Genomic DNA, 24,694 nt, shown 5'->3' with positions numbered 1-24,694 from the left:
TCGCTCCTAATGGCGCACCCGGCAGGTGCCGGCCCCATTCCCTGCAAGGAGTTGCGCGATGAGACTGCTGGCCTGCCTGGCGATGCTGTTGCTGGCCCTGGAAGCCCGGGCCGAGGAGGTGTTGCGGGTCCTCAACTGGAAGAACTACATCGAGCCGCAGGTGCTGGCGGACTTCCAGAAACAGACCGGCATCCGGGTCGAATACCAGACCATGACCGCCGCCGAGGAACTGGATGCCGCCCTGGGCCGCGAGCAGGCCTTCGACATCGTCGTGCCGTCGCACTTCCAGCTCTCGCGGCTGATCCACAACGGCCAGCTGGCGCCCCTGGATACGGGGCGCCTCAGCCATTACGCCAGCGTCGACGTGGGCCTGCTGGCGATGCTCGCCGGCATCGATTCGGCCAACCGCTATGCGGTGCCCTACCTCTGGGGCTCGGTGGGACTGGTGGTCAACCCGAAGCTGGCCGAAGCCAGCTATGGCGGGCCCTTGCCCAACAGCTGGGGGCTGCTGTTCGACGAGCGCCAGGCCGCGCGACTGGCCGGTTGCGGCATCGGCCTGTTGGACGCGCCGGAAGAGACCGCCTCGCTCTGGTTCAACTACCGGGGCCGCAGCCTGTCGAGCTATGGCGCGCGGCAGGTCGAGCGCAATCTGCAGCCCCTGCTGGGCATCGCCCGCATGGCGCGGCACCTGGACAACGACACCTACATCGATGCCCTGGCCGACGGCCGCCTGTGCGTGGCCATGGCCTGGGTCGGCCATGCGCTGACCGCCTCCGCGCGCAACCCGGCGCTCAGCTACCGGATTCCCGACGAGGGCGCGATGGTCTTCATCGACAGCCTGGCGATCCCCGTCAATGCCGAGCATCCGCACCTGGCCTACCGCTTCATCGACTACCTGCTGGAGCCGCGCAACGCCCTGGCCGATGCCCGCGCCAGCCAGTTCTACTCGCCCCTGGCCGCCGATACCCCCGAGCTGGCGGAGCTGGCCAAGGAGCGCCCCATGCAGGTGCTGAAAAGCGACGAGCGCCGGCGCCTGTACGTGCTCGAGCGGCTCAACCAGAAGCAGAAAATGGCCCTGGACGCCTTCTGGGCGAAACTCAAGGCGAGCCGTTCGCCATGACGCGGAAAGCGCCATTCGTTAAACTGTGAACTAATTTCCGACACTGCCCAATCCATGCCCAATACCCGTGCTTCCCTGACCCTCACCTTGCTGCAGGCCCGTGAGTCGGCCATGCGTTTCTTCCGCCCCCAGCTCAACCTCCACGGGCTCACCGAGCAGCAGTGGCGGGTCATCCGCATCCTCCGCCAGCAAGGCGAGATGGAAAGCCACAAGCTGGCGCGCCTGGCCTGCATCCTCAAACCCAGCATGAGCGGCGTACTCGCCCGCCTGGAGCGCGACGGCATGGTCCGCCGGCGCAAGGTCGCCGAAGACCAGCGCCGCATCCTCCTGGCCCTGACCGAACAGGGCGAGGCCTGCTTCCAGTCCATGAGCCAGGAGATGGAGCGGGGCTACCAATCCATCCAGGCGCAACTGGGCGAGGAGAAGCTGCAGGAACTGCTGGAGCTGTTGCAGGAGCTGAAGGGCATCAAGCCTTGAGGCAATGAGCTGTGTAGGTTGGGCTTCGTACCCCTTCCCAATTGCACGATCGTAGGAGCGAGCTCTGCTCGCGAAGCTATGGCGGCGCTGCGCACCGCTTGGCGAATGAATTCGCCCCTACAGAGTTGCGCGGTGTTTGGGGGATTGTGGGAGCGGTTTCAACCGCGAAAAGCATCGCGAATGAATTCGCTCCCACAGGGTGGCGCCAACCTATGGCGGCGCTGCGCGCCGCTTGGCGAATGAATTCGCCCCTACAGGACTGCGCGGCGTTGGGGGGATTGTTGGAGTGGTTTCAACCGCGAAAAGCTTCGCGAATGAATTCGCTCCCACGGGGTGCTGCCCGGTGGGGTGGGGCATTCCCGTAGGGTGGGCTTCAGCCCACCAATGGGCTTCAGCCGATGCCGAGGCACATGTATTTCTGTTCGATGTAGTCGTCGATGCCGTACTTCGAGCCTTCGCGGCCAAGGCCGGATTGCTTGATGCCGCCGAAGGGGGCGACTTCGGTGGAGATGAGGCCTTCGTTGACGCCGACCATGCCGTATTCCAGGGCTTCGCTGACGCGCCAGGCGCGGCCGAGGTCGCGGGTGTAGAGGTAGGAGGCGAGGCCGAATTCGGTGTCGTTGGCCAGGGCGATGGCCTGTTCCTCGGTGTCGAAACGGAAGATCGGCGCCAGGGGGCCGAAGGTTTCATCGCGGGCCACCAGCATCTCGGCGGTCACATCCCCCAGCACCGTGGGCTCGAAGAAGCTGCCGCCCAGGGCGTGGCGTTTGCCGCCGGCGAGTACGGTGGCGCCCTTGGCGAGGGCGTCGGCGATGTGTTCTTCGATCTTCTCCACGGCCTTGGCGTTGATCAGCGGGCCCTGCTGGGCGCCGTCCTCGTCCGCCGGGGCGACCTTGAGGGCGTTGACCGCGGCCACCAGGCGTCGGGCGAACTCGTCGTGCACGCCGCTTTGCACCAGCAGGCGGTTGGTGCAGACGCAGGTCTGCCCGCTGTTGCGGAACTTGGAGCCCAGGGCGCCCTGCACGGCGGCGTCGAGGTCGGCGTCGTCGAAGACGATGAAGGGGGCGTTGCCGCCCAGTTCCAGGCTGACCTTCTTGATGGTTTCGGCGCATTGCGCCATCAGCAGCTTGCCGATGCCGGTGGAGCCGGTGAAGGAGAGCTTCTGCACCTTCGGGTTGCCGGTGAGCTCGCCGCCGATCTCCCGCGAGCGGGTGCCGGTGACGATGTTCAGCACCCCGGCGGGGAGGCCGGCGCGCTTGCCCAGTTCGGCCAGGGCCAGGGCGGACAGGGGCGTCTCCGAAGCGGGTTTGAGCACCACGGTGCAGCCGGCGGCGAGGGCCGGGCCGACCTTGCGGGTGATCATGGCGTTGGGGAAGTTCCAGGGGGTGATGGCGGCGACCACGCCTATGGCCTGCTTGATCACTACCAGCCGGCGGCCGGGCTTGTCGTGGGGGATGACGTCGCCGTACACGCGCTTGGCTTCTTCGGCGAACCATTCGATGAAGCTGGCGCCGTAGGCGATCTCGCCACGGCTCTCGGCCAGGGGCTTGCCCTGTTCCCAGCTGAGCAGGTGGGCCAGGTCTTCCTGATTGGCCATGATCAGTTCGTACCAGGTGCGCAGGATGCTGCTGCGCTCCTTGGCGGTGCGGGCGCGCCAGGCGGGCAGGGCGGCCTGGGCGGCGTCGATGGCGCGGGCGGTTTCGGCACGCCCGAGGGAGGCGACTTCGGCGATCAGCTCGCCGTTGGCGGGGTTGGTCACGCTGAAGCGGCCTTCGTCGTCGGCTTCGATCCATTGGCCGTTCACATAGGCCTGTTCGCGCAGCAGGTTGAGGTCGTTGAGTTTCATCGGTCTGCCTTGTTTCGGACGGTCCATGCCCGTTCCCGGGCCTGCAAGCAGGGCCGGGTCGGGCTGTAAGAGGTTGAGGGTGTTCGGCTCAGTAGACGCTGCCGGCGCTGGATTGCGGGGCGGGCGTGCCCTTGAAGCGGCCGGCGAGGGCCTGCAGGGACTTCATCAGCAGGCTGGTGTCGACGCCGACGGCGACGAAGGCGCAACCCAGTTCCAGGTAGCGGCGTGCCAGGGTCTCGTCGGCGCTGAGGATGCCGGCAGCCTTGCCGGCACGGCGGATGCGCGCGATGGCATCCTTGATGGCGGCCTGCACCTCGGGATGCCCGGGATTGCCACGATGGCCCATGGCGGCGGAAAGGTCGGCTGGGCCGATGAACACACCGTCGACGCCCTCGGTGGCGGCGATGGCATCGAGCGCGGCGAGGCCGTCGAGGTTTTCGATCTGCACCAGCAGGCACATCTGCTCGTCGGCCTGGTCCAGGTAACCGGGCACGCTGTTCCAGCGCGAGGCGCGGGCCAGGGCGCTGCCAACGCCACGGATGCCGGACGGCGGGTAGCGCATGGCGCGCACCAGCTCGGCGGCCTGGGCGGCGGAATCCACCATGGGCACCAGCAGGGTCTGCGCGCCGATGTCCAGCAGCTGCTTGATCAGCACCGGGTCGCCGATGGGCGGGCGGATGATCGGTTGCGACGGGTAGGGCGCCACCGCCTGCAACTGACCGAGCAGGCTGCGCAGGTCGTTGGGCGCATGCTCGCCGTCGATCAGCAGCCAGTCGAAGCCGGCATTGGCGGCCAGCTCCGCGCAATAAGGATCAGCCAGGCCGAGCCACAGGCCGATCTGCGCGTCGCCGGCCAGGAGGCGTTGTTTGAAGGTGTTGATGAGGGTGGGCATGGGAAGCTCCTTGGGAAGCTGGAAGCTGGAAGCTGGAAGCTGGAAGCTGGAAGCCGGAAGCGCGCACGAACCGCCTTTTCTTCCAGCTTCAAGCTCTAAGCTTCCAGCTCAAGTTCATACAAACCGACAGGCAATCGAGCCCAGTTGGTCGTAGTCGACGTGGAAGGTGTCGCCGGGGTTGGCGGCCACCGGGCGGGTGAAGGAGCCGCCGAGGATGATCTGCCCGGCTTCCAGGGTGATGTCGTAGGGGGCCAGCTTGTTGGCCAGCCAGGCGACGCCCTTGGCCGGGTGGTTGAGCACGGCGGCGGAGACGCCGGATTCCTCGATCACGCCATTGCGGTAGAGGATCGCCGGGATGCGCCGCAGGTCCAGCTCGGTGGGGCGGATGGCGCGCCCGCCCATGACCACGCCGGCGTTGGCGGCGTTGTCGGAGATGGTGTCGAAGACCTTGCGGGTGGCCTTGGTGTCCGGGTCCACCTGCTGGATGCGCGCGTCGATGATTTCCAGGGCGGGGATCACCCATTCGGTGGCGTCGAGCACGTCGAACAGGGTGCAGTTCGGCCCGCGCAGGGGCTTGCCGAGGACGAAGGCCAGTTCCACTTCCACGCGGGGGACGATGAAGCGCTCGAAGGGGATGTCGCTGCCTTCGTCGAAGAACATGTCGTCCAGCAGCGCGCCGTAGTCCGGCTCGGTGATGTTGGAGGACACCTGCATGGCGCGGGAGGTGAGGCCGATCTTGTGGCCCACCAGCTTGCGGCCGTCACGGATCTTCTGCTCCACCCAGGCGCGCTGGATGGCGTAGGCGTCCTCGATGGTGATCTCGGGGTGGTCCAGGGAGAACTGGCGCACTTGCTGGCGCGAGCGCTCGGCGGCGTCGAGGCGGGCGGCGGATTGCTGGATGATGCTGGCGTCGAGCATGGTGAGTCTCTCTTAGCGTGGGTTGACCAGGGCGGCCGGGGTGCGCAGCACCAGCAGGCCGCCGAGGGCGATGAGGAAGGCCAGCAGGAACAGGGCGAGGCTGGCGCTGTGGGTGGTGTCGCGCATCCAGCCGATCAGGTAGGGCGCGAGGAAGGCGGCGATGCTGCCGAAGGAACTGACCAGGGCGATGCCGGCGGCCTGCACCCGCACCGAGAGGAAGGCCGGCGGCAGCTGCCAGAACATCGGCAGGGCGGCGCTGGCGCCCATCCCGGCGATGAGCAGGCCGGTCATCACCGGCAGCACGCGGTCTGGGAACAGGCCGGCCAGCACCAGGCCGCTGGCGGCCATGAGCAGGGGCACGCAGAGGTGCCAGCGGCGCTCGCGCAGGCGGTCCGAGGAACGCCCGAGGGCGACCATGAAGAAGCAGCCGGCGAGGTAGGGGATGGCGCTGAGCAGGCCGACGTTGCGGTCCTGGGCGATGCCGGCGCCGTGGATCAGCGCGGGCATCCAGAAGGCGATGGTGTTCACCGCCAGCATCACTGCGAAGTAGATCGCCACCAGCAGCCAGACGTTGCGGTCGCGGAAGATGCCGCTGAACGAGGTGATGGTCTTGCCGCGCTCTTCGCCGGCCATCTGCTGGCGCAGGCTGTCCTTCTGCTGCGCGTCGAGCCAGGCGACCTGCTCGAAGCCGTCGGGCAGGGCGCGCCACACCAGCAGGCCGAGCAGCACCACCGGCAGGCCTTCGATGAGGAACATCCATTGCCAGCCGCGCAGGCCCATGAAGTCGTGGAAGCCGTCGAGGATGCTGCCCGACAGCGGGCCGCCGATGACGCCGGCCATGGGTACGGCGATGGCGAACAGGGCGATCATCTGGCCGCGACGCTGGGCCGGGAACCAGCGGTTGAGGTAGACCAGGATGCCGGGGAAGAAGCCGGCCTCGGCCACGCCCAGGAGGAAGCGCAGGGTGTAGAAGCCGGTGGCGCTTTCCACCAGCAGCATGCCGGTGGACATCAGCCCCCAGGTGACCATGAGGAAGGCGATCCAGCGGCGCGGGCCGACCCGCTCCAGGGCGATGTTGCTGGGCAGGCCGAACAGCGCGTAGGCGATGAAGAACAGGCCGGCGCCGAGGCCGTAGACGGTGTCGCTGAACTGCAGGTCGGCGCTCATCTGCAGCTTGGCGAAGCCGATGTTGATGCGGTCCAGGTGGGCGAACAGGTAGCAGGTCAGCAGCAGGGGCATCAGGCGCCAGCCGATGCGACGGAAGGTCAGGTCGTCGGCGCTGGCGTGGGACAGGGGCAGGGATTTCGCTTGGCTCATGGTCTTGTACTTCTTGGAGTTGCCAATGACGGGTCGGGGGTGGGGCGGTGCTCAGCCCGCCTGCCCCTTGAGGAACGCGTGGACGTTGTTGTGCTTGTAGTTGAGCTCCGGGTGCAGCTCGGTGAGTTCGAAGGACAGGGCCAGCAGGCGCGAGGCCTGGAGTTCGGCGAAGTGCGCCTTGATCACCTCGAACAGCGCATCGGCGACCTGGCGGCGGGTTTCCAGGTCACGCCCGGCGCCGACCTTGAGGCTCATGTGGACGAAGGCGTAGTCGTGCTTGCCGTCGGCCATGCGCCAGGTGTCCAGGCGCACCGCGCGGCTGCGGATGCCGCCGAGGGGGAAGACGCCGGAGTCGCCCAGGCAGGCGTGGACCTTTTCGAACAGGCCGGGCAGGTCGGCCTCGCGTTCGATGTTGTCGGTGTATTCGGCGATGAAATGGGGCATGCGGTCCTCCTCTGGTGCGGATGGCGGCTGCGCATCCGCCACCGGCTGGCGTGGCGTTCAGGGGGCGTGGCGGCGGGCGTGGGGCCCGCCGCCACGGGTGCTACAGGCGGCTGGCGGAAGCGACGCCGGCCGGGTTGGAGGCTTGCGGTTGCGGGATGGTCGAGCCGTCCTGCGGGGTGACCGGGAACACGGCGTTGAGCTGGCCGGTGCCGGAGGCAGCGAAGTAGGGGGTGATGACTTCAGCGTGGCCGTCGTACTTCGACCAGCCGAGGGCGCCGAGCAGCATCGCGGTGTCGTGCATGAAGCCTTCGCCGTGGCCCTTGGCCGCGTACTCGGGGAGCATGCCGCAGAACTCCTCCCACTCGGCGCCTTCCCACATCTGGATCACGCGCTGGTCGAGGGTTTCGAGGAAGGGGCTCCAGATCTTGGTGGCGAACTCCGGGGCCTGGCCGTTCTGGGCGAAACGATGGGACAGCGAGCCGCTGGCGAGGAAGGCCACGGTGCCGTCGTAGTGCTCTTCCACCGCCTTGCGCATGGCCCAGCCGAGGCGGGCGCTGTCGTTGAGGTAGTGGGAGGTGCACAGGGCGGAGACCGAGATCACCTTGAAGTGCTGGTCGGTGTTCATGTAGCGCATGGGCACCAGGGTGCCGTACTCGGGTGCCAGGGTGGTGGCGTCGTGGGCCATGGTCTCCACGCCGTAGCGGTTGCATTCCGCGGCCAGCAGGTGGCCCAGCTCGGGGTTGCCGGGGAAGCCGTACTCCATGTTGGCGATGAAGTGCGGCAGCTCGTTGCTGGTGTACAGCCCCTGGAAGTGCTTGCCGCAGTTGACGTGGTAGTTGGCGTTCACCAGCCAGTGGGTGTCGAACACCACCAGGGTGTCCACGCCCAGCTCGCGGCAGCGCCGGCCGATCTCGATATGGCCGTCGATGGCCGCCTTGCGGAAGCCCTTGCGCGGGCCTTCGAGCTCGCTGATGTACATGGATGGAACGTGGGTGATCTTGGCAGCCAGAGCGAGTTTGCCCATGGTCGTTCTCCGAGTGGAAGGCCCGCCGCCGGGCCTTCAGGGTTCATTGTGATTGTCGGTGCACGCTCGGTAATCGTTATCCTGCGCCCCTTCCTCGAAGGCGAGAAGGGGCGCGGCGCCTCACAATCCCCAGCGAGGGATATGGTGGCTCCCCATGGAAATGCAGACGTTCTTGATCTCGGCGAACACTTCGAAGCTGTATTCGCCGCCTTCGCGGCCGGTGCCCGAGCCCTTGACGCCGCCGAAGGGCTGGCGCAGGTCACGCACGTTCTGGCTGTTGATGAAGACCATGCCGGCCTCGATGCCACGGGCCAGGCGGTGGGCCTTGCCGATGTCCTGGGTCCAGATGTAGGAGGCCAGGCCGTATTCGGTGTCGTTGGCCAGTTGCAGCGCTTCGGCCTCGTCCTTGAAGCGGATCAGGCAGACCACCGGGCCGAAGATCTCTTCCTGGGCGATGCGCATGCGGTTGTCGACGTCGGCGAACACCGTGGGCTGGATGAACTGCCCCTTGGCCAGGTGCGCGGGCAGGCCCGCCGGGCGATCGAGGCCGCCGGCCAGCAGGGTGGCGCCTTCTTCCATGCCGATGCGGATGTAGCCGGTGACCTTGTCGTAGTGGGCCTGGGTAATCATCGAGCCGACCTGGGTCTTCGGGTCCTGCGGGTCGCCGACGATCAGGCGCTTGGCGCGGGCGGCGAACTCGGCGACGAAGCGGTCGTAGACGGTTTCCTGGATGAAGATGCGGCTGCCGGCGGTGCAGCGCTCGCCGTTGAGCGAGAAGATGGTGAACAGCGCGGCGTCGAGGGCGCGGTCGAGGTCGGCGTCATCGAAGATCAGCACCGGGCTCTTGCCGCCCAGTTCCATGGAGTACTTCTTCAGGCCGGCGGTCTGCATGATCTTGCGGCCGGTGGCGGTGCCGCCGGTGAAGGAGATGGCGCGCACGTCCGGGTGACGGACCAGGGCGTCGCCGGCGGTGGCGCCGTAGCCCTGCACCACGTTGAGCACGCCCTTGGGAATCCCGGCTTCCAGGGCCAGGCGGCCCAGCTCGTTGGCGGTCAGCGGCGACAGCTCGCTCATCTTCAGCACCGCGGTGTTGCCCAGGGCCAGGCAGGGCGCGGTCTTCCAGGTGGCGGTCATGAACGGCACGTTCCACGGCGATACCAGGCCGCACACGCCTACCGGCTGGTAGAGGGTGTAGTTGAGCATCTGGTCGTCCACCGGGTAGCTGTGGCCGTCCATGCGGGTGCAGACCTCGGCGAAGAAGTCGAAGTTGTGCGAGGCGCGGGGGATCAGCACGTTCTTCGTCTGGTGGATCGGCAGGCCGGTGTCCAGGGTTTCCAGCTCGGCCAGTTGTGGCACGTTCTGGTCGATCAGCTCACCCAGCTTGCGCATCAGCTTGGCGCGCTCCTTGGCCGGGGTGTTGGCCCACTTGGGGAAGGCGTCCTTGGCGGCGGCGACGGCGGCGGCGATCTCTTCGGCGCCACCGCTGGCGACCTCACCGATGGCTTCGCCTGTGGCGGGGTTGTAGTTGGTGAAGACGTCTTTGCTTTCGACCTCGCGGCCATCGATCCAGTGCTTGATCATGTTCAAACCTCGTTGTTACGGGACGCGAAGAACTCGGCTTCGCTGACGATGCGGTTGACCAGGCGGCCGACGCCTTCCACTTCCACCACCACTTCATCGCCCGGCACCACGTCGGCCAGGCCCTCCGGCGTGCCGGTGGCGATCATGTCGCCCGGCTGCAGGGTCATGAAGCTGGAGAAGTATTCGATCAGGTAGGGGATGTCGAAGATCATGTCGGCGGTGGTGCCTTCCTGCTTCAGCTCGCCGTTGATCCAGGTGCGCAGCCTGAGCTTCGAGGGATCGGGCACCTCGGCGGCGTCGACGATCCAGGGGCCCACCGGGGTGGTGCAATCGCGGTTCTTCACCCGCAGGTTGGGCCGGTAGTAGTTCTCCAGGTAGTCGCGGATGGCGTAGTCGTTGCAGACGGTGTAGCCGGCCAGGTACTGCAGGGCGTCCTCGCGCTTGACGTTGCGCGCGGGCTTGCCGATCACCGCCACCAGCTCGCACTCGTAGTGCATGTAGGCGACGTTGTCGGGGCGCCAGGTGACCTGGTTGTGGCCGGTGTAGGTGCCCGGCGACTTGATGAAGGCCAGCGGCTCGGTGGGCGCCTTGAAGGCCAGTTCGGCGGCGTGGTCGGCGTAGTTCAGGCCCAGGGCGAACATGGCGCCGGTGGCCGGGGGCAGCCACTCGACGGCGTCTTCCGCGAGCAGGCGGCCGTCGGCCAGGCGCACGGCGTTGCCGGCCTCGACCGTGACCGCGTGGATGTCGCCCTGATGGCGGATGCGTGCGTGTTTCATCTGCGTCTCCTTATTCCGCGACCAGGGTGCTGGTGAGCCGGCCGAGGCCTTCGATCTCCACCACCACTTCATCGCCGGGGCGCACGTCGACGCGGCCCTCGGGGGTGCCGGTGATCAGCACGTCGCCTTCGTGCAGGGTCATGAACTCGCTGATCTCGGCGATCAGCTGGGGAATGCTGCGCACCAGGTTGGCGGTGGTGTTTTCCTGGCGCAGTTCGCCGTTGACAAAGAGGCGCAGGGGCAGGGCGTGCGGATCGGCGATCTCGCTGGCCGGCACCACTTCGCTGGCCAGGGGGCAGAAGCCGTCGCGGCACTTGGCCTTGACCGCCGGGCGGTAGTAGCTGTCTTCCGGCAGGCTGAACTCGTTCACCACCAGGTAGCCGGCGACATGCGCCATGGCGTTCTCGGCGCTGACGCGGCTGGCGTTGCGGCCGATCACCACGCCGAGGGCAGGGCCTGGCTGCAGGCGTTCGACGTCACGCGGGTAGGGCACCGGCTGGCCGTCGCCATTGCGGGTGTTGGAGGTCTTGATGAACAGCACCGGCTTGACCGGTGGCTTCTGGTAAGGGGGTTGGTCGAACTCGGCCAGTCGGCTTTCGAGCAGGCCCTGGTAGTTCAGCGCGACGCCGAACAGGGTGCCGGTAGCGACTTCGCTGGTTGCGCGACGCATGGGTTCACTCCTGAAGCAGTGGGGTCATCCCCGGATAAAAGAAGGTGCGCGCTGACGGTGGGAAGCGGCACCCGAAGTCATTTTGTTAACATGCTAACTTTATAATTAATATATTAACGATGATCAAGCCCTACCAAAGGACAATTCGATCGTTGAGCCATTAGAAACCCCGGCGCGGCCGGCGGATTGTCCATTCCTGCCACGGGCTTGACCGGGTGTGACAAAGCGCGCGGGGCGGCTGGCAGGGTTTGCGTCGTGCCATCGGTTGTTGCTTAAATCCGCCATCGCGTTCATCCGGAGCACACATGGCAGCGCCCAGACCTTCCCTGACCCTGACCCTCTTACAGGACGCGAGGCGGCCATGGGATTCTTCCGCCCGCTGCTCAACCAGCATGGGTTGACCGAACAGCAGTGGCGGGTGATCCGCATCCTGCGGCAGAACGGCGAGATGGAGAGCCACCAGCTGGCCCACCAGGCCTGCATCCTCAAGCCGAGCATGACCGGGGTGCTGGTGCGCATGGAGCGCGATGGCATCGTCCGCCGCTGGAAGTCCCCGCAGGACCAGCGCCGCGTCTATGTCGGCCTGACCGAAGTGGGGCAGCAGTGCTTCGTGTCCATGAGCGACGGCATGGAGAGCAACTACCAGCGGATCCAGGCGCAGTTCGGCGAGGAGAAGCTGCAGCAGTTGCTGGGCCTGCTGAACGAACTCAAACAAATAAAACCCTGATAGAGATCGGGTGAGGCTGCGGGCCATGGCGTCTTCCCCGATCCCCAACATCGATATCGGCCAGGTCTACGACCAGCGCTACGCCGATGCCGACGTGCACTACGAGCAACTGGGCCGGCTGGCCGACTTCTTCGGCCGCAACATGCCGGTGCACCGCCACGACCGCTTCTTCCAGGTGCATTACGTAAAGAGCGGCTCGGTGCGCGTCTACCTGGACGAGCAGCAGTACCACCGCCAGGGGCCGCTGTTCTTCCTCACTCCGCCGACCATTCCCCATGCCTTCGTCACCGAGGCGGATGCCGATGGCCATGTGCTGACCGTGCGCCAGCAACTGGTGTGGCCGCTGCTGGAGGCCGGGCTCGGGCTGGCTGCCGGGCCGCAGATCGGTGCAGTGTGCGTGGCCTTCGACGAGCTGGATGGCAGCTTCGCTGCCGAGGTCAGCGCCTCGACCAGCTGTTCGATTACCTGGGCGAGGAGTTCCGCACCGAGCGTTCCGGCCGGGGCGAAAGCCTGGAGGCGCTGACGCGGCTGATCTTCATCAGCCTGCTGCCTGTCCACCCGCTCGCTCAAGGCACAGCCGGCACGGCGTGATGACCTGCAATTCTTCCACCGCTTCAATGCGTTGATCGAGGAGCACTACCCGCAGCACTGGGCGCTGGCCGAGTACGCCGGGCAGATTGGCGTCACCGAGGCGCGGCTCAACGACATCTGCCGGCGCATCGCCGGCCTGCCGTCCAAGCGCCTGGTGCACGAGCGGTTGATGCAGGAGGCGCGCCGCCTGCTGCTGTTCACCGGCAGTTCGGTGAACGAGATCTGCTACCAGCTCGGCTTCAAGGACCCGGCCTACTTCAGCCGCTTCTTCTCCCGCCATGCCGGCATCACGCCCGGTGAGTACCGGGCGCGTAACGGCGGGTAGGTTTGTGCGGGCTTCGTTCCTGGGCCGAAGCCCAGGCTACAAGAGGCATGGAGCATGGGCACCGTAGCCCGGGCTTCAGCCCGGGGAGTCATGGCACAGCGCTTCGCGGATGAATCCGCTCCCACGGGGCGTGCGCCGGGCATGGGCTTGTCAGGAGCGAGCTCTGCTCGCGAAGCGCTTGTGATGTATCGCTTCGCGAGTGAGCCGGCCCTACGCACAGCACCGTAGCCCGGGCTTCAGCCCGGGGAGTCATGGCACAGAGCTTCGCGGATGAATCGCCCCCACTCCCCAGGAGCAATCACCAGCGGAATCGCATGAAAATCCGGAGCTCTTGTAGGTTGGGCTGAGGTACGAAGCCCAACGTTGCCAGGCCGAACATCGCTGCGTTGGGCCTCGCTGCGCTCGGCGCCAACCTACGGCACGGCTCCGGGCCCCGAGCACGAAAGGTGGACCGGTGAAGCGGGTCCACCCGCGTGCGCTGTGCCGCAATCCCCTGCGGGGCAATCAGAACAGCGGCAAGGGTGTAGCCGATGATCAGGCGGTTTTCGTCGACATCGGTGCGCAGGCCGTCGCCGGAGCGGAAGGTGGCGTTGCGCAGGCGGATGTTGAGGCCTTTGAGCGAGCCGTCCTGGAAGGTGTAGACCAGGTCGGTGTCGCGCTCCCATTCGCGGCCGTCCTGCACGGTGGCGGTCTGCACGTGCTTGCCGCTGACGTAGCGGGTCATGAAGGTCAGGCCGGGCACGCCGAGGGCGACGAAGTCGAAGTCGTAGCGTGCCTGCCAGGCATCGGTCTCGGCCTTGGTGAAGACGTTGAAGGTCACCAGGTTCACCGAGTAGGGGTCCAGGCCCGGGTAGGCGAAGTCACCGTCGCCGGAGAGGTTCTGGTAACCGAGGCCGAATTTGTGGGCGCCCATGCCGAGGGTGACCATGCCGTTGAAGAAGCGGTTGTCGATGCGCCCGCCGTCCACCCGCGCGGTGCTGCGGTAGCGGTGCTCGCCGTCCTCGCCGGTGTCGAAGTAGCGCAGGTCGGTCTTCAGGGTGACGCCCTCGCCGAGGGTGGCGTTGTGCACCAGGCCGAGGTAGTGCTGGCGATAGATGTCCTGCATCTGTGCGTGGTAGTAGCTCAGGGTCAGCGCCAGGTTGAGGGCGTAGCTGCCGCCGAGCAGGTCCAGGTGCGCGCTTTCCACGCCGCCGTAGTTCATCTCGTCGTTGCTCGACGAATCCCGCAGGTTGATCTTCTCCAGCCGCCCCAGGTTGAGGGTCAGGCCGTCCCATTCCTGGGAGGTGAGCAGGCCGCCGGCGTAGGTGGAGGAGAGCAGGCGCACGTCGTTGTACGCCGCCACCGGCAGCTGCGGCTGCAGGGTGCCGATGCGCAGCACGCTCTTCGAGGCGCGCAGCTTGGCGGTCAGCCCCAGCTCGCTGTAGTTGTCCTCCGGCTCCAGGCTCTGGGCGCCATAGGCCAGCAGGCCGGTGCCGCGACGGTCGCGGCTCGAGTCGAGCTTGATCGCCACCTGGCCGATGGCGTCCAGGCCGACACCAATGGTGCCTTCGGTGAAGCCGGACTCGAAGCGCGCGGTGAAGCCCTGGGCCCATTCCTCGGCCTTGGCCTGGGCGGCGCCGCTCTGGCGGAAGTCGCGGTTCATGTACATGTTGCGCGCTTCGATGCTGGCCTTGCTGTCCTTGACGAGGTCCGCGTGGGCGGTGCCGGCGAGGCTCGCCAGCAGGCAGGTGAGTACGGGGGCGGAGCGTATTTTCCTGGTCATTGTTCTTGTCTCTAGGAAAGGTGTGTCGGAAGCCTATCGCCACGGTCTGGCCGCTGCGATGGCACGCGCAATCTAGTCATTAATTAAAATATTAACAATATGATCGGGTGGCGATTGGGCAGGCCTTTAATGAGATATGACATGAATATATCTATATAAATACATGAAAAATAACGATTTAAAATTCTTAAAGTAAAACCTTAGCCTTTGGTATGCCCCTGGTTTCGGCTTCTTTCTGTTGACAGGCAAGCGATAAAAATTAATGTATTAACGTAATTCGCTTCCCAATGCCGCCAGCGCCCACACGCATGGCTACAACAACAAGACGGAGCTATCGCCATGAAATCCCTCGCAATTCCCGCCCTCTGCGCGGTGCTGTTCGGCGCCGCCTCGGCCCAGGCCGAAACCATCACCCTGAAGGTCGCCCACTTCCTGCCGTCCACCTCCAATGCCCAGGCGAACATCATCGAGCCCTGGTGCGAACAGCTGCGCCAGGAGTCGGCCGACCGCCTGAAGTGCCAGCTCTACCCCTCGATGCAGCTGGGCGGCACGCCGGCCAAGCTGGCGGACATGGCGCGCAACGGCGTGGCCGATATCGTCTGGACGGCCCCGGCCTATTCCGCCGGCAAGTTCCCCCGTGTCGAGGCGCTGGAGCTGCCCTTCGTGCTGCCCATGGGCGGCAAGGCCGGCAACGCGATCATCTGGGACTTCTACGAGCGCTACGCCCGCGACGACTTCAAGGGCTACAAGGTGCTGGTGGTGCACGGTGACGGCGGCATGAGCCTGCACACCCGTGGCAAGCCGGTGCGCAGCCTGGCCGATCTCGCCGGCCTCAAGCTGCGTGCCTCCAGCCGCACCGCGGCGAAAACCGTGGAAAGCCTGGGCGCGACCCCGGTGAGCATGCCGCCGGCGCAGATGACCGAGGCGATCTCCAAGGGGGTGGTCGACGGTGCCCTGGCCGCCTGGGAGGTGGTGCCGGCGACCAAGCTGGACGAGGTGACCCAGTACCACAGCGACGTGCCGGCCGGGCAGCCCGCTTTCGGCTACACGGTGCTGACCCTGCTGATGAACCAGCGCAAGTTCGACAGCCTGCCGGCCGACCTGCAGGCGATCATCGAGCGCAACAGCGGCAAGGCGCTGTCCGAACGCTTCGCCAGCGCCTGGGACGTGGCCACCGACAAGGCCCACGACGCGACCCCGGCCGAGGGCCTGGTGGTGCTGGACCAGGCCGCCTACGGCGAGATGCGCCAGGCGTCCGAGAGCGCGGTGCAGCACTGGATCAGCGAGGCGGACGGCAAGGGCCTGGACGGCAAGGCGCTGGTCGAGGCCGTGCGCTCCCTGGCCGGTTCGGGGCACTGAGGCCATGAAGGAGTCGCTGCATTTCGATATCGAAGCCGGCGAGCAGGGGGGCCTGGTACGCCAGGCCCTGTTGCGCGTCACCCACGGCTTCGCCCTGGCCGGCGGTGCCATCCTGCTGGCGCTGGTCGGCATGTCGGTGGTGTCCATCGTCGGCCGCAAGCTGTTCTCCACGCCCATCCGTGGCGACATGGAGCTGATGGAAGTGGGCGCCTCGGTGGCCATCGCTGCCTTCCTGCCGCTGTGCGAACTGCGCGGCACCCATATCCGCGTGGATGCGCTGACCAACTGGCTGCCCGCCGGCGTGCGCCTGTGCCTGGACGCCTTCGCCCACCTGCTGTGCTGCGCGGTGGCCTGGTTGCTGGCCTGGCGCACCGGCCTGCAGATGCTCGACAACCGCGAGTTCGGCGATGCCACCACGCTGCTGTCGATCCCGTTGTGGATTCCGCTGGCGCTGATCGTGCCGAGCCTGGTGCTGCTGGGCATCTGTGCCCTGGCCCGGGTCGCCCAGGTGCTGCGCGGTGCGGGAGGTGACGCATGAGCGGCCTGGCCCTGGGGCTGATCGCGCTGGCGATCACCATGAGCATGTTGCTGCTGCGGGTGCACATCGGCCTGACCATGCTGGTCGGTGGCGCGGCGTGTTTCTGGGCGGTCAACGACGGCGACCTGTCGAGCCTGCTGTTCACCCTCAACGACCTGGCCTATTCGCGCCTGTCCAACTACGACCTGGCGGTGATCCCGCTGTTTGTGATGATGGGCCAGTTCGCCACCCATGGCGGGCTGTCGCGCTCGATCTTCCGTTGCGCCTCGGCCTTCATCGGCCACTGGAAGGGTGGCATGGGCATGTCCGCCATCGGTGCCTGCGCGGGCTTCGGCGCCATCTGCGGCTCGTCCCTGGCCACCGCGGCCACCATGAGCCACGTGGCGCTGCCGGAGCTGCGCCGGCACAACTATTCCGGGCGCCTGGCCACGGCCACGGTGGCTGCGGGGGGCACCCTGGGCATCCTGATCCCGCCGTCGGTGCCGCTGATCATCTATGCCGTTCTGACCCAGGAATCCATCGCCAAGCTGTTCGTCGCTGCCGTGGTGCCGGGGGTGATCGCCATCATCGGCTACCTGCTGGTGCTGCGGATCATGGTGTCGCGGGACGAATCCCAGGCCACCGTCTCGCCCAAGGCCTCGTTGGCCGAGCGGGGCAAGGCGCTGGTCAACGTACTGCCGGTGGTCGGCGTCTTCCTGGTGGTGATCGTCGGCATCTACGGTGGCTGGGCCAACCCCACCGAGGCGGCCTCCATCGGCGCGGCGGCCTGCGGCGTCCTCGCCTTCACCCAGGGCGGCATGCGCTGGAAGGGCATGCGCGCCAGCCTGCTGGGCACGGCGGAAACCTCGGCGATGATCTTCCTCGTGCTGCTGGGTGCCGATCTGCTCAACTCCGGCCTGGCGCTGACCCAGATGCCCGGCGAGCTGGCCGCCTGGGTGATCGGCAGCGGCCTGGCACCGATGCTGGTGCTGGTGATCATCCTCGGCCTCTACCTGGCGCTGGGCTGCGTGATGGATTCCCTGGCGATGATCCTGCTGACCATCCCGATCTTCTACCCGATGATCATGGGCCTGGATTTCTTCGGCCTGAGCGACTCCGACAAGTCCATCTGGTTCGGCATTCTCGCCTTGATGGTGGTGGAGATCGGCCTGATCCACCCGCCCCTGGGGATGAACCTGTTCATCGTCCAGCGGGCCGCCGGCAACGTGCCCTACGGCGAAACCGCCAAGGGCATCGTGCCGTTCCTCTGCTCGGACCTCGCCCGCATCGTGCTGCTGGTGGCCTTCCCGGGCCTGAGCCTGTGGCTGCTGAGCCTCTGATTGTCCCTCGCTGCACCTGGCCGCCTGCGGGCGGCCTTTTTTCGTCCGCCACACCCGCACTCTCGTCCATCGAACGCCCAGGAACCCACCCATGACTGCCCACCCCAAGCGCCTGATCCTGCTGCTCGCCGCCCTGGTGGCCTTCGGGCCGCTGTCCATCGACATGTACCTGCCGAGCCTGCCGCTGATCGCCAGCGACCTGGCGGCTTCGGAGGCGCAGGTGCAAATGAGCATCGGCCTGTTCCTCGCCGGGCTGTGCCTCGGCATGTTGCTCTACGGGCCGTTGTCGGATCGCTTCGGTCGGCGGCCCCTGCTGCTGGGCGGCATCGCCCTGTACCTGATCGCCAGCCTGGGTTGTGCGCTGGCCGCCGAGGTCGAGCAGCTGCTGGCCTGGCGCCTGTTGCAGGCTCTGGGCGGTGCGGCGGCTTCGGTGCTGGCGCGGACCATCGTGCGCGACCTGTTTCCCCTGGGGGACGCCGCCCGGGTACTGTCGCTGATGCACCTGGTGACCATGCTCGCCACCCTGGTGGCGCCGTTGCTGGGCGGCTACCTGATGCTGCTCGCCGGCTGGCGCTCGCTGTTCCTGCTGCTGATGGCCTTCTCCGGCCTGTGCCTGGCCCTGGTGGCGCTGAAGGTGCCCGAGAGCCATCCACCCCAGGCGCGCAGCCGCTCGCTGGGGGCGGCCTTCCTCGCCTACGGGCACCTGGCGCTGCGGCCCCGTGCGCTGGGCTACATCTTCTGCATGGGCAGCGGCTTCGCCGGGATGTTCGCCTTCATCACCGCCTCACCCTTCGTCTACATCGGCCACTTCGGGGTTTCGCCCCAGGGCTATGGCTGGCTGTTTGGCCTGAATATCGCCGGGATCATCCTGGCGACCACGCTCAATGCGCGGCTGGTCGGGCGCCTGGGGCCGCGCCGGCTGCTGTTTCTCGGTGCGCTGGTGGCGGCCACGGCGGGGCTGGCCCTGGCGCTGCTGGTGGGCCTGGGGCTGGGTGGCTTGGTGGCGATCGTGGTGTGCGTGGCGCTCTACGTCAGCGTCACCGGCATGCTCGGGGCCAACTGCCTGGCCTCGCTGCTCGCCGAGTTCCCCGAGCGTGCCGGTGCGGCGGCAGGGTTGGCGGTGGCTACCCAGTTCGGCCTGGGCACCGCGGCCAGCGCGCTGGTGGGCGGCCTCCATGACGGCACGGCGCTGCCCATGGCGCTGGTGATGGCCGGCTGTGGCGCCTGTTGCCTGCTGGCGGCGCTGTTCGCCCGGCGCTGAGGGGGGCGGTGTCGCTTAGGCCGCGACCTGGCGCTGATGGTTCGCCAGCCACAGGCAGTAGCCGAGCAACAGCGCGCCCCCCAGTGCCAGCACCGGCGGGGCGCCGAGGTGCGAGGCGAGCAGGCCGGCGCAGAGGCCGCCGAGGGCGTCGAAGCCGAAGCGGGTCGAGGTGTAGAGCGCCACGACGCGGCCGCGCAGGGCCTCCGGTGCGCTGCTCTGCAGGATGATGTTGGTGCCGACGTTGCTGCAGGAGATGCCGAAACCGAGCACCGCCATGGCCGCCAGCGACAACGGCAGCTGGGTGCTCCAGGCGAAGGCCAGCATGGCCAGGCCGCAGGCGCAGGAGGAGAGCAGGATCAGCCGCGACAGGGCGCTGCCGCCGCCGTGGTTGGCCAGGACGATGGTCGACAGCAGCGAACCCAGCCCGGCCGCGCCCCAGAGCCAGCCGAGGGTGGTGGCGTCGCCGCCGAAGATGTCCTTGGCGAACACCGGCAGCAGTACCACGTAGCTGGAGGCGGTGAGGTTGAGGGCCAGCACGCTGAGGATCATCAGGCGGATCTTCGGGTCGCGGCGCGCGTAGTCCAGACCCTCGCCGAACACATTGCGGAAGGTGCCGGTGGCCCGTGGCGTCGGCGCCATGCGCACCCACAGCAGCCCGGCCATCAGCGCCAGGTAGGAGGCGGCGTTCAGGGCGAAGCACACCGCCTCGCCAACCAGCCCCAGCAGCAGGCCGGCCAGGGGCGGGCCGATGAAGCGCGACAGGGTGAAGAGCATGGCGTTGAGGGCCAGGGCATTGGGCAGGTCGGCCTTGTCGTCGACGAACCGGCTCAGCAGCGATTGGCGCAGCGGCGTGTCCACCGCGTTGAGCACGCCGAGCAGGGCGGCCATGGCCACCAGCAGCGCCGGGGTGATCAGGCCGCTGGCGGTGAGCCCGGCCAGCGCCAGGGCCTGCAGGCCGAGCAGGCCCTCGACGGCGATCAGCAGGCGGCGCTTGTCGTGGCGGTCGATCCAGGCGCCGGCGAAGGGGCCGACCAGCAATTGCGGCAGCAGGGCGACGCAGGTGGTGATGCCGAGCAGCGCGGCGGAGCCGGTGAGCCGGTAGACCAGCCAGGCCAGCGCCACCTGCTGGATCCAGGTGCCCAGGGTGGAAATGCAATGACCGGTGAAATACAGGCGGAAGTTGCGATGGCGCAAGGCGCGCAGGGCGTTGGGCAGCTGGGGCATCGGCGGGCGTTCGGGCTGGGCTGGGGGCGGGTTTCTCGGGGGTGAATGCTAAAGGAAAAGGCGGATCGTTAACACATTAATCGTTCCCCGCCGGGGATTTCTCCGGAGAACGCTTTTTCGCCATGGAAAGTGCAATCGAGTATCCGGATCGTGCATTTTTAGCCATCGTTCACATCTTCATAATGGACCCCAGGTTACCGGAATCAGCCCCTTCGCCCCACGCGGCGAGGGCTGGCCCAACCGGTGGCGACTAACAATAAATAGACCGGGTACCCGCATGAAAAAGCCAAATCCTCTGCTCGAAGACCTCCGTGCCATCCTGCCTGCCATCGCCGCCAACGCCGCCCGTGCGGAGCAGGAGCGCATGGTGCCCGCCGAGAACATCGCCATGCTCAAGGGCATCGGCATGCACCGCGCCTTCCAGCCCAAGGCCTACGGTGGCCTGGAAATCTCCCTGCCCGAGTTCGCCGACTGCGTGGTGGCCCTGGCAGGCGCCTGCGGCGGCACCGCCTGGGCCTTCAGCTTGCTGTGCACCCACAGCCACCAGATGGCGATGTTCTCCAAGCGCCTGCAGGACGAGGTATGGGGCGAGAACCGCGACGCCACCGCGAGCAGCAGCATTGCGCCCTTCGGCAAGGCCGAGAACGTCGAGGGCGGCATCATCCTCAATGGCGAGCTGGGCTGGAGCAGCGGCTGCGACCACGCCGAATGGGCCATCGTCGGCTTCCGCCGCCCGGCGGGCGAGGGCGAGCCGCCGGTCTATTGCTTCGGCGTGGTGCCCCGTGCGGACTACGAGATACGTGACGACTGGTACGTCGCCGGCATGCGCAGCAGTGGCACCAAGACGCTGATCCTCAAGGACGTGTTCATCCCCGATCACCGCATCGAGGCGGCCAAGGACATGATGGAAGGCCGCTCCGCCGGCTTCGGTCTGTACCCGGACAGCAAGATCTTCTACGCCCCCTACCGCCCGTACTTCGCCAGCGGCTTCGCCGCCATCAGCCTGGGCGTCGCCGAGCGCATGCTGGTGGCCTATGCCGAGAAGACCAGGAACCGCGTGCGCGCCTACACCGGCGTCAGCGTCGGCACCGCCACCCCGGCATTGATGCGCCTGGCCGAATCCACCCACCAGGTGGCCGCCGCCCGTGCCTTCCTGGAGAAGACCTGGCAGGAGCACGCCGAACACGCCGAGCGCCACCAGTACCCGGATCGCCCGACCCTGGCCTTCTGGCGCACCAACCAGGCCTACGCGGTGAAGATGTGCATCCAGGCCGTGGACCGCTTGTTCGAGGCTGCCGGCGGCACCGCCTGGTTCGACGCCAACGAGATGCAGCGGCTGTTCCGCGACTCGCACATGACCGGCGCCCACGCGTACACCGACTACGACGTCTGCGCGCAGATACTCGGCCGCGAGCTGATGGGCCTGGAGCCCGACCCGAGCATGGTCTGACCTGCTCCGCGCCACACTCCGTTCGCTCACCTGCCAACCGGGCACGGGCCCGGTTGCGAGGAATCGCCATGACTCAACAGAACAATGAAGCGGGCTTCGACCCGCGTGCCTTCCGCCGTGCCCTGGGTAACTTCGCCACCGGCGTGACCGTCATGACCGCCGCCGCCGATGGCCGCCGCGTGGGCATGACCGCCAACAGCTTCAACTCGGTGTCGCTGGACCCGCCGCTGGTGCTCTGGAGCATCGACAAGCGCGCCACCAGCCACGAGGTCTTCGCCCGTGCCGGGCACTTCGCGGTGAACGTGCTGGCCGCCGACCAGATCGACATTTCCAACCAGTTCGCCCGCCCCAGCGACGACCGCTTCGCCGGCCTGCGCGTGGAGGAGGGCGCCGGTGGTGCGCCGCTGCTTGAGGAATGCGCGGCGCGCTTCCAGTGTGAGAAGTACCAGGAGCTGGACGGTGGCGATCACTGGATCCTGATTGGCAAGGTCGTCGCCTTCGATGATCTGGGCCGGGCGCCGCTGCTGTATCACCAGGGCGCCTATTCGACGGTGCTGCCGCACCCGCGCCTGCTGAAGAAGGACGAGGCCGCCACCCGCACCGCCTTCCAGGGGCGCCTCAACGACAACCTCTATTACCTGATGACCCAGGCCGTGCGCGGCTACCAGGAGGACTACCAGCCCCGGCAGCTGTCCACCGGGCTGCGCACCAGCGAGGCGCGCATGCTGATGGTGCTGGAGAAGGATGCGAGCCTGGGCATGGCCGCCCTGCAGCAACTGGTGAACATGCCGACGCGGGAGATCGAAGCGGCGGTGGACACCCTGACCCGCAAGGGCATGCTCAGCGGCGATGCCCAGGGCTGCAGCCTGACGCCCGCAGGCATGGACCAGGCGGAAACCCTCTGGGAGATCGCCGAACGCCAGCAGGAGCGCGTCTTCGCCCGCTTCAGCCAGGAGCAGCTGGCCACCTTCAAGGAGATGCTGCGGGCGGTCGCCCGACTGGGAGAGGCCTGAGGCGGAATGCCGTGCGGGAGGCCTAGACGGCGTCCCGCATGGCGCGCAGGTCCAGGGCGTCCTGGTGCATGCGCTGGATGACGGCGAACAGCTGCTGGCGCAGGGACTCGTCGCCGATACGGTCGGCGGCGCGCATCACGGCGATGGCGGCGTCCTCGTTGTGGATGGCGACGCGTTCCAGGTTCTTGCGGAAGTCTCGGGTGGCGCGTGTCACGGGTAGGACCTCGGGGAAAACTGCGCGCAGTCTGGGGGATGAATGTTGCCGTGAAGTTGCAGCGGGCCGGCTTGGTAATGGCCTGCAACGGATTCCCCGGCGCAAAAAAAAACCGACCTGCAAGAGGTCGGTATTACCCATATGGGCCTGCCAATCAGAAGCATTCTGCATGCATCCATCTGCCGTTGGATGCAAGGCCATGATCGTGGGATTGGATGACGGTTTCATGTCGAACGTGTGACGTTTCGTTGGCTCTGCCTGCGTTAGCTGTTGTGGTCTAACGCAAGCGCTCAAGCACGGCTGGTTCCGGTCGCCTAAGGGTTTGTGCCACCTCCGCCGCATGGGTTTCGCTTCGCTCGCGGAACGCCGCCCGACCCATCCTACGAAAACTGGTGCCATGTAGGGTGTGCCGTGCGCCCCGCCGCACGGTGCTTCCGGCGAGCCCCAGGTGCGCGCAGCACACCCGTCCGGAGTGAGCAGTGGCTGCACGCTTCGAGGTCTGGTGTGCCCTCTGCCAGGGAGCCAAAAGCAACGCCACGTCCTAACGCGGTATTGCCCTGGGCGTTAAAGCCAGTCGCTGATGGGAAGCCTTCGTGAACCACGGGCAGGCTTCAGGTAGCATCGCTTGCTTCGACGATCCCTGGTCCGCCTCGCAATGAACAAAGACGATATCCCGGCATTCAGTATCAGCACCCAGCTCACCATGCTCGGCCGCGACCCGGCGGAGCAGTTCGGCTTCGTCAACGCGCCGCTCTACAAGGGCTCGACCATCATCTACAAAACGCTGGATGACATCGAAGCCCGGCGCAGCCGCTTCTCCTACGGCACGGCCGGTTCGCCGACCATCGCCCACCTGGAGGACGCCTGGACCCAGCTCACCGGCGCCAAGGGCACCGTGCTGTCCACCTCGGGCCTGGGGGCCGTGGCGCTGGCGCTGTTCAGCACCACCAAGGCGGGCGATCACATCCTGATCCCCGACAGCGTCTACCGGCCCACGCGCAATTTCTGCAACCAGATGCTGGCTCGCTACGGCGTGACCACCACCTACTACGACCCGATGATCGGCGCCGATATCGAACGCCTGATCGGCCCGAACACCACCACCCTGTTCCTGGAAGCGCCCGGCTCGCAGAGCTTCGAGGTGCAGGACATCCCGGCCCTGGTGGAGGTGGCGCGCCGCCACGGGGTGAAGACCATCCTCGACAACACCTGGGCGACGCCGATCTTCTTCCGTGGCCACGACCACGGCATCGACCTGACGGTGGAGGCGGGCACCAAGTACCTGGGCGGGCATTCGGACATCCTGCTGGGGCTGGTCACCGCCAACGAGGCTTGCTGGCCGGCCCTGCGCGCCACCTACGACGCCATGTCGATGCTGCCCGGCGCGGAAGACTGCGTGCAGGCGCTGCGCGGCATGCGCACGCTGTTCCTGCGGCTCAAGGAAGCAGAGCGGCGTGGCCTGGAGATGGCCCGCTGGCTGAGCGAGCGCCCGGAGGTGTCCCGCGTGTTGCACCCGGCCTTCGAGAGCTGCCCCGGCCATGCCCACTGGAAGCGCGACTTCAAGGGCTCGTCCGGGCTGTTCTCCATCGTCCTGGCGCCGGGCTACACCCGCGATGGCCTGGCGGCGATGCTCGACAACCTGTCGATCTTCAGCATGGGCTTCTCCTGGGGCGGCTACGAAAGCCTGGTGATCCCCTTCGATTGCAGCACCTACCGCACCGCCACCCGCTGGGAGGCCGAAGGCTTCGCCTTGCGCCTGCAGATCGGCCTGGAAGACATGGACGACCTCAAGGGCGACCTGGCCCGTGGTTTCGCCCGCCTGGCCGCAGCTGGCTGAGACGCTGCG

General features: G+C 67.1%; 20 protein-coding genes and 3 pseudogenes. 11 read left to right on the top strand and 12 right to left on the bottom strand.

What is annotated here, in order from left to right:
• The first annotated feature begins 58 nt into the window (after positions 1-58).
• Both ACXI0U_RS28155 and hpaR (ACXI0U_RS28150) read left to right on the top strand, forming a co-directional pair.
• Positions 59-1,120 (top strand): extracellular solute-binding protein, encoded by a 1,062-nt coding sequence (locus ACXI0U_RS28155; RefSeq protein ID WP_479551145.1) that lies wholly within the window; start codon positions 59-61, stop codon positions 1,118-1,120.
• A gap of 54 nt (positions 1,121-1,174) precedes the next feature.
• Complete coding sequence (gene hpaR / locus ACXI0U_RS28150; protein ID WP_111264608.1) at positions 1,175-1,597, top strand: homoprotocatechuate degradation operon regulator HpaR; 423 nt, start codon at positions 1,175-1,177, stop codon at positions 1,595-1,597.
• Positions 1,598-1,988: 391 nt separating this feature from the next.
• On the opposite strand, the gene ACXI0U_RS28145 is transcribed toward hpaR (ACXI0U_RS28150), so the two are convergent.
• The 9 genes from ACXI0U_RS28145 to ACXI0U_RS28105 all read right to left on the bottom strand — a co-directional run bounded on the left by ACXI0U_RS28145 (position 1,989) and on the right by ACXI0U_RS28105 (position 11,065).
• A complete protein-coding gene (locus ACXI0U_RS28145; RefSeq protein WP_479551144.1) occupies positions 1,989-3,443 on the bottom strand; it encodes an NAD-dependent succinate-semialdehyde dehydrogenase in 1,455 nt (484 codons plus the stop codon).
• Between the two features lie 88 nt (positions 3,444-3,531).
• The gene (hpaI, locus tag ACXI0U_RS28140; protein WP_479551143.1) at positions 3,532-4,335 is read right to left on the bottom strand and encodes a 4-hydroxy-2-oxoheptanedioate aldolase; all 804 of its coding nucleotides are present in this window, start codon (positions 4,333-4,335) and stop codon (positions 3,532-3,534) included.
• Between the two features lie 114 nt (positions 4,336-4,449).
• Entirely contained in the window at positions 4,450-5,253 is an 804-nt protein-coding gene (hpaH, locus tag ACXI0U_RS28135; protein ID WP_184489932.1) for a 2-oxo-hept-4-ene-1,7-dioate hydratase, read from the bottom strand.
• A gap of 12 nt (positions 5,254-5,265) precedes the next feature.
• Positions 5,266-6,570, bottom strand: a complete 1,305-nt coding sequence (locus ACXI0U_RS28130; RefSeq protein WP_271657843.1) for an MFS transporter — start codon at positions 6,568-6,570, stop codon at positions 5,266-5,268.
• A 51-nt stretch (positions 6,571-6,621) separates the two neighbouring features.
• Entirely contained in the window at positions 6,622-7,014 is a 393-nt protein-coding gene (locus ACXI0U_RS28125) for a 5-carboxymethyl-2-hydroxymuconate Delta-isomerase (protein ID WP_184489934.1), read from the bottom strand.
• Between the two features lie 100 nt (positions 7,015-7,114).
• Positions 7,115-8,038: a 3,4-dihydroxyphenylacetate 2,3-dioxygenase gene (gene hpaD, locus ACXI0U_RS28120; protein ID WP_021221082.1), complete on the bottom strand. Its 924-nt coding sequence runs from the start codon at positions 8,036-8,038 to the stop codon at positions 7,115-7,117.
• A 120-nt stretch (positions 8,039-8,158) separates the two neighbouring features.
• Positions 8,159-9,619 carry a 5-carboxymethyl-2-hydroxymuconate semialdehyde dehydrogenase gene (hpaE, locus tag ACXI0U_RS28115; RefSeq protein ID WP_271657842.1) on the bottom strand — a complete coding sequence of 487 codons (1,461 nt, stop codon included), beginning with the start codon at positions 9,617-9,619 and terminating at the stop codon, positions 8,159-8,161.
• Positions 9,620-9,621: 2 nt separating this feature from the next.
• Positions 9,622-10,395 carry a fumarylacetoacetate hydrolase family protein gene (locus ACXI0U_RS28110; protein ID WP_374980833.1) on the bottom strand — a complete coding sequence of 258 codons (774 nt, stop codon included), beginning with the start codon at positions 10,393-10,395 and terminating at the stop codon, positions 9,622-9,624.
• 10 nt (positions 10,396-10,405) lie between these two features.
• Complete coding sequence (locus tag ACXI0U_RS28105) at positions 10,406-11,065, bottom strand: fumarylacetoacetate hydrolase family protein (RefSeq protein ID WP_111264629.1); 660 nt, start codon at positions 11,063-11,065, stop codon at positions 10,406-10,408.
• A 305-nt stretch (positions 11,066-11,370) separates the two neighbouring features.
• Here ACXI0U_RS28105 and hpaR (ACXI0U_RS28100) point away from each other — a divergent pair.
• Both hpaR (ACXI0U_RS28100) and hpaA read left to right on the top strand, forming a co-directional pair.
• Positions 11,371-11,792 (top strand): annotated as a pseudogene (gene hpaR, locus ACXI0U_RS28100) (homoprotocatechuate degradation operon regulator HpaR).
• A gap of 25 nt (positions 11,793-11,817) precedes the next feature.
• Positions 11,818-12,708, top strand: a pseudogene (gene hpaA, locus ACXI0U_RS28095) (4-hydroxyphenylacetate catabolism regulatory protein HpaA).
• A gap of 514 nt (positions 12,709-13,222) precedes the next feature.
• On the opposite strand, the pseudogene ACXI0U_RS28090 reads toward hpaA, so the two are convergent.
• Positions 13,223-14,470: pseudogene (locus ACXI0U_RS28090) on the bottom strand (OprD family porin); the annotation flags it as partial.
• 339 nt (positions 14,471-14,809) lie between these two features.
• On the opposite strand from ACXI0U_RS28090, the gene ACXI0U_RS28085 reads away from it, so the two are divergent.
• From ACXI0U_RS28085 to ACXI0U_RS28070, 4 genes are all read left to right on the top strand, one after another.
• Positions 14,810-15,829 carry a TRAP transporter substrate-binding protein gene (locus ACXI0U_RS28085; RefSeq protein WP_431484533.1) on the top strand — a complete coding sequence of 340 codons (1,020 nt, stop codon included), beginning with the start codon at positions 14,810-14,812 and terminating at the stop codon, positions 15,827-15,829.
• A 4-nt stretch (positions 15,830-15,833) separates the two neighbouring features.
• Positions 15,834-16,367: a TRAP transporter small permease gene (locus ACXI0U_RS28080; protein WP_021221074.1), complete on the top strand. Its 534-nt coding sequence runs from the start codon at positions 15,834-15,836 to the stop codon at positions 16,365-16,367.
• Positions 16,364-17,686 carry a TRAP transporter large permease gene (locus ACXI0U_RS28075; RefSeq protein ID WP_021221073.1) on the top strand — a complete coding sequence of 441 codons (1,323 nt, stop codon included), beginning with the start codon at positions 16,364-16,366 and terminating at the stop codon, positions 17,684-17,686. Before ACXI0U_RS28080 ends, ACXI0U_RS28075 begins: the two co-directional genes overlap by 4 nt.
• A gap of 91 nt (positions 17,687-17,777) precedes the next feature.
• Entirely contained in the window at positions 17,778-18,947 is a 1,170-nt protein-coding gene (locus ACXI0U_RS28070) for a Bcr/CflA family multidrug efflux MFS transporter (protein WP_431484532.1), read from the top strand.
• Between the two features lie 15 nt (positions 18,948-18,962).
• Here ACXI0U_RS28070 and ACXI0U_RS28065 read toward each other — a convergent pair whose 3' ends face one another.
• Positions 18,963-20,171: an MFS transporter gene (locus ACXI0U_RS28065; protein WP_043244348.1), complete on the bottom strand. Its 1,209-nt coding sequence runs from the start codon at positions 20,169-20,171 to the stop codon at positions 18,963-18,965.
• 277 nt (positions 20,172-20,448) lie between these two features.
• On the opposite strand from ACXI0U_RS28065, the gene ACXI0U_RS28060 reads away from it, so the two are divergent.
• The gene (locus tag ACXI0U_RS28060) at positions 20,449-21,621 is read left to right on the top strand and encodes a p-hydroxyphenylacetate 3-hydroxylase oxygenase component (protein WP_021221070.1); all 1,173 of its coding nucleotides are present in this window, start codon (positions 20,449-20,451) and stop codon (positions 21,619-21,621) included.
• A gap of 68 nt (positions 21,622-21,689) precedes the next feature.
• Positions 21,690-22,634 (top strand): p-hydroxyphenylacetate 3-hydroxylase reductase component, encoded by a 945-nt coding sequence (locus tag ACXI0U_RS28055; RefSeq protein ID WP_021221069.1) that lies wholly within the window; start codon positions 21,690-21,692, stop codon positions 22,632-22,634.
• 22 nt (positions 22,635-22,656) lie between these two features.
• Here the strand turns inward: ACXI0U_RS28055 and ACXI0U_RS28050 are convergent, their stop codons facing one another.
• On the bottom strand, positions 22,657-22,848 hold the full coding sequence (locus ACXI0U_RS28050; protein ID WP_043244345.1) for a hypothetical protein: 192 nt from the start codon (positions 22,846-22,848) through the stop codon (positions 22,657-22,659).
• Positions 22,849-23,503: 655 nt separating this feature from the next.
• Between ACXI0U_RS28050 and metC the strand changes: the two genes are divergently transcribed.
• Positions 23,504-24,685, top strand: coding sequence for a cystathionine beta-lyase (gene metC / locus ACXI0U_RS28045; RefSeq protein WP_043244344.1), 1,182 nt, complete (start codon positions 23,504-23,506; stop codon positions 24,683-24,685).
• The last annotated feature ends 9 nt before the right edge of the window (positions 24,686-24,694 follow it).

This window comes from Pseudomonas sp. C9D1, assembly GCF_056491235.1.
This window is presented reverse-complemented; position numbering and strand designations above follow the sequence as displayed.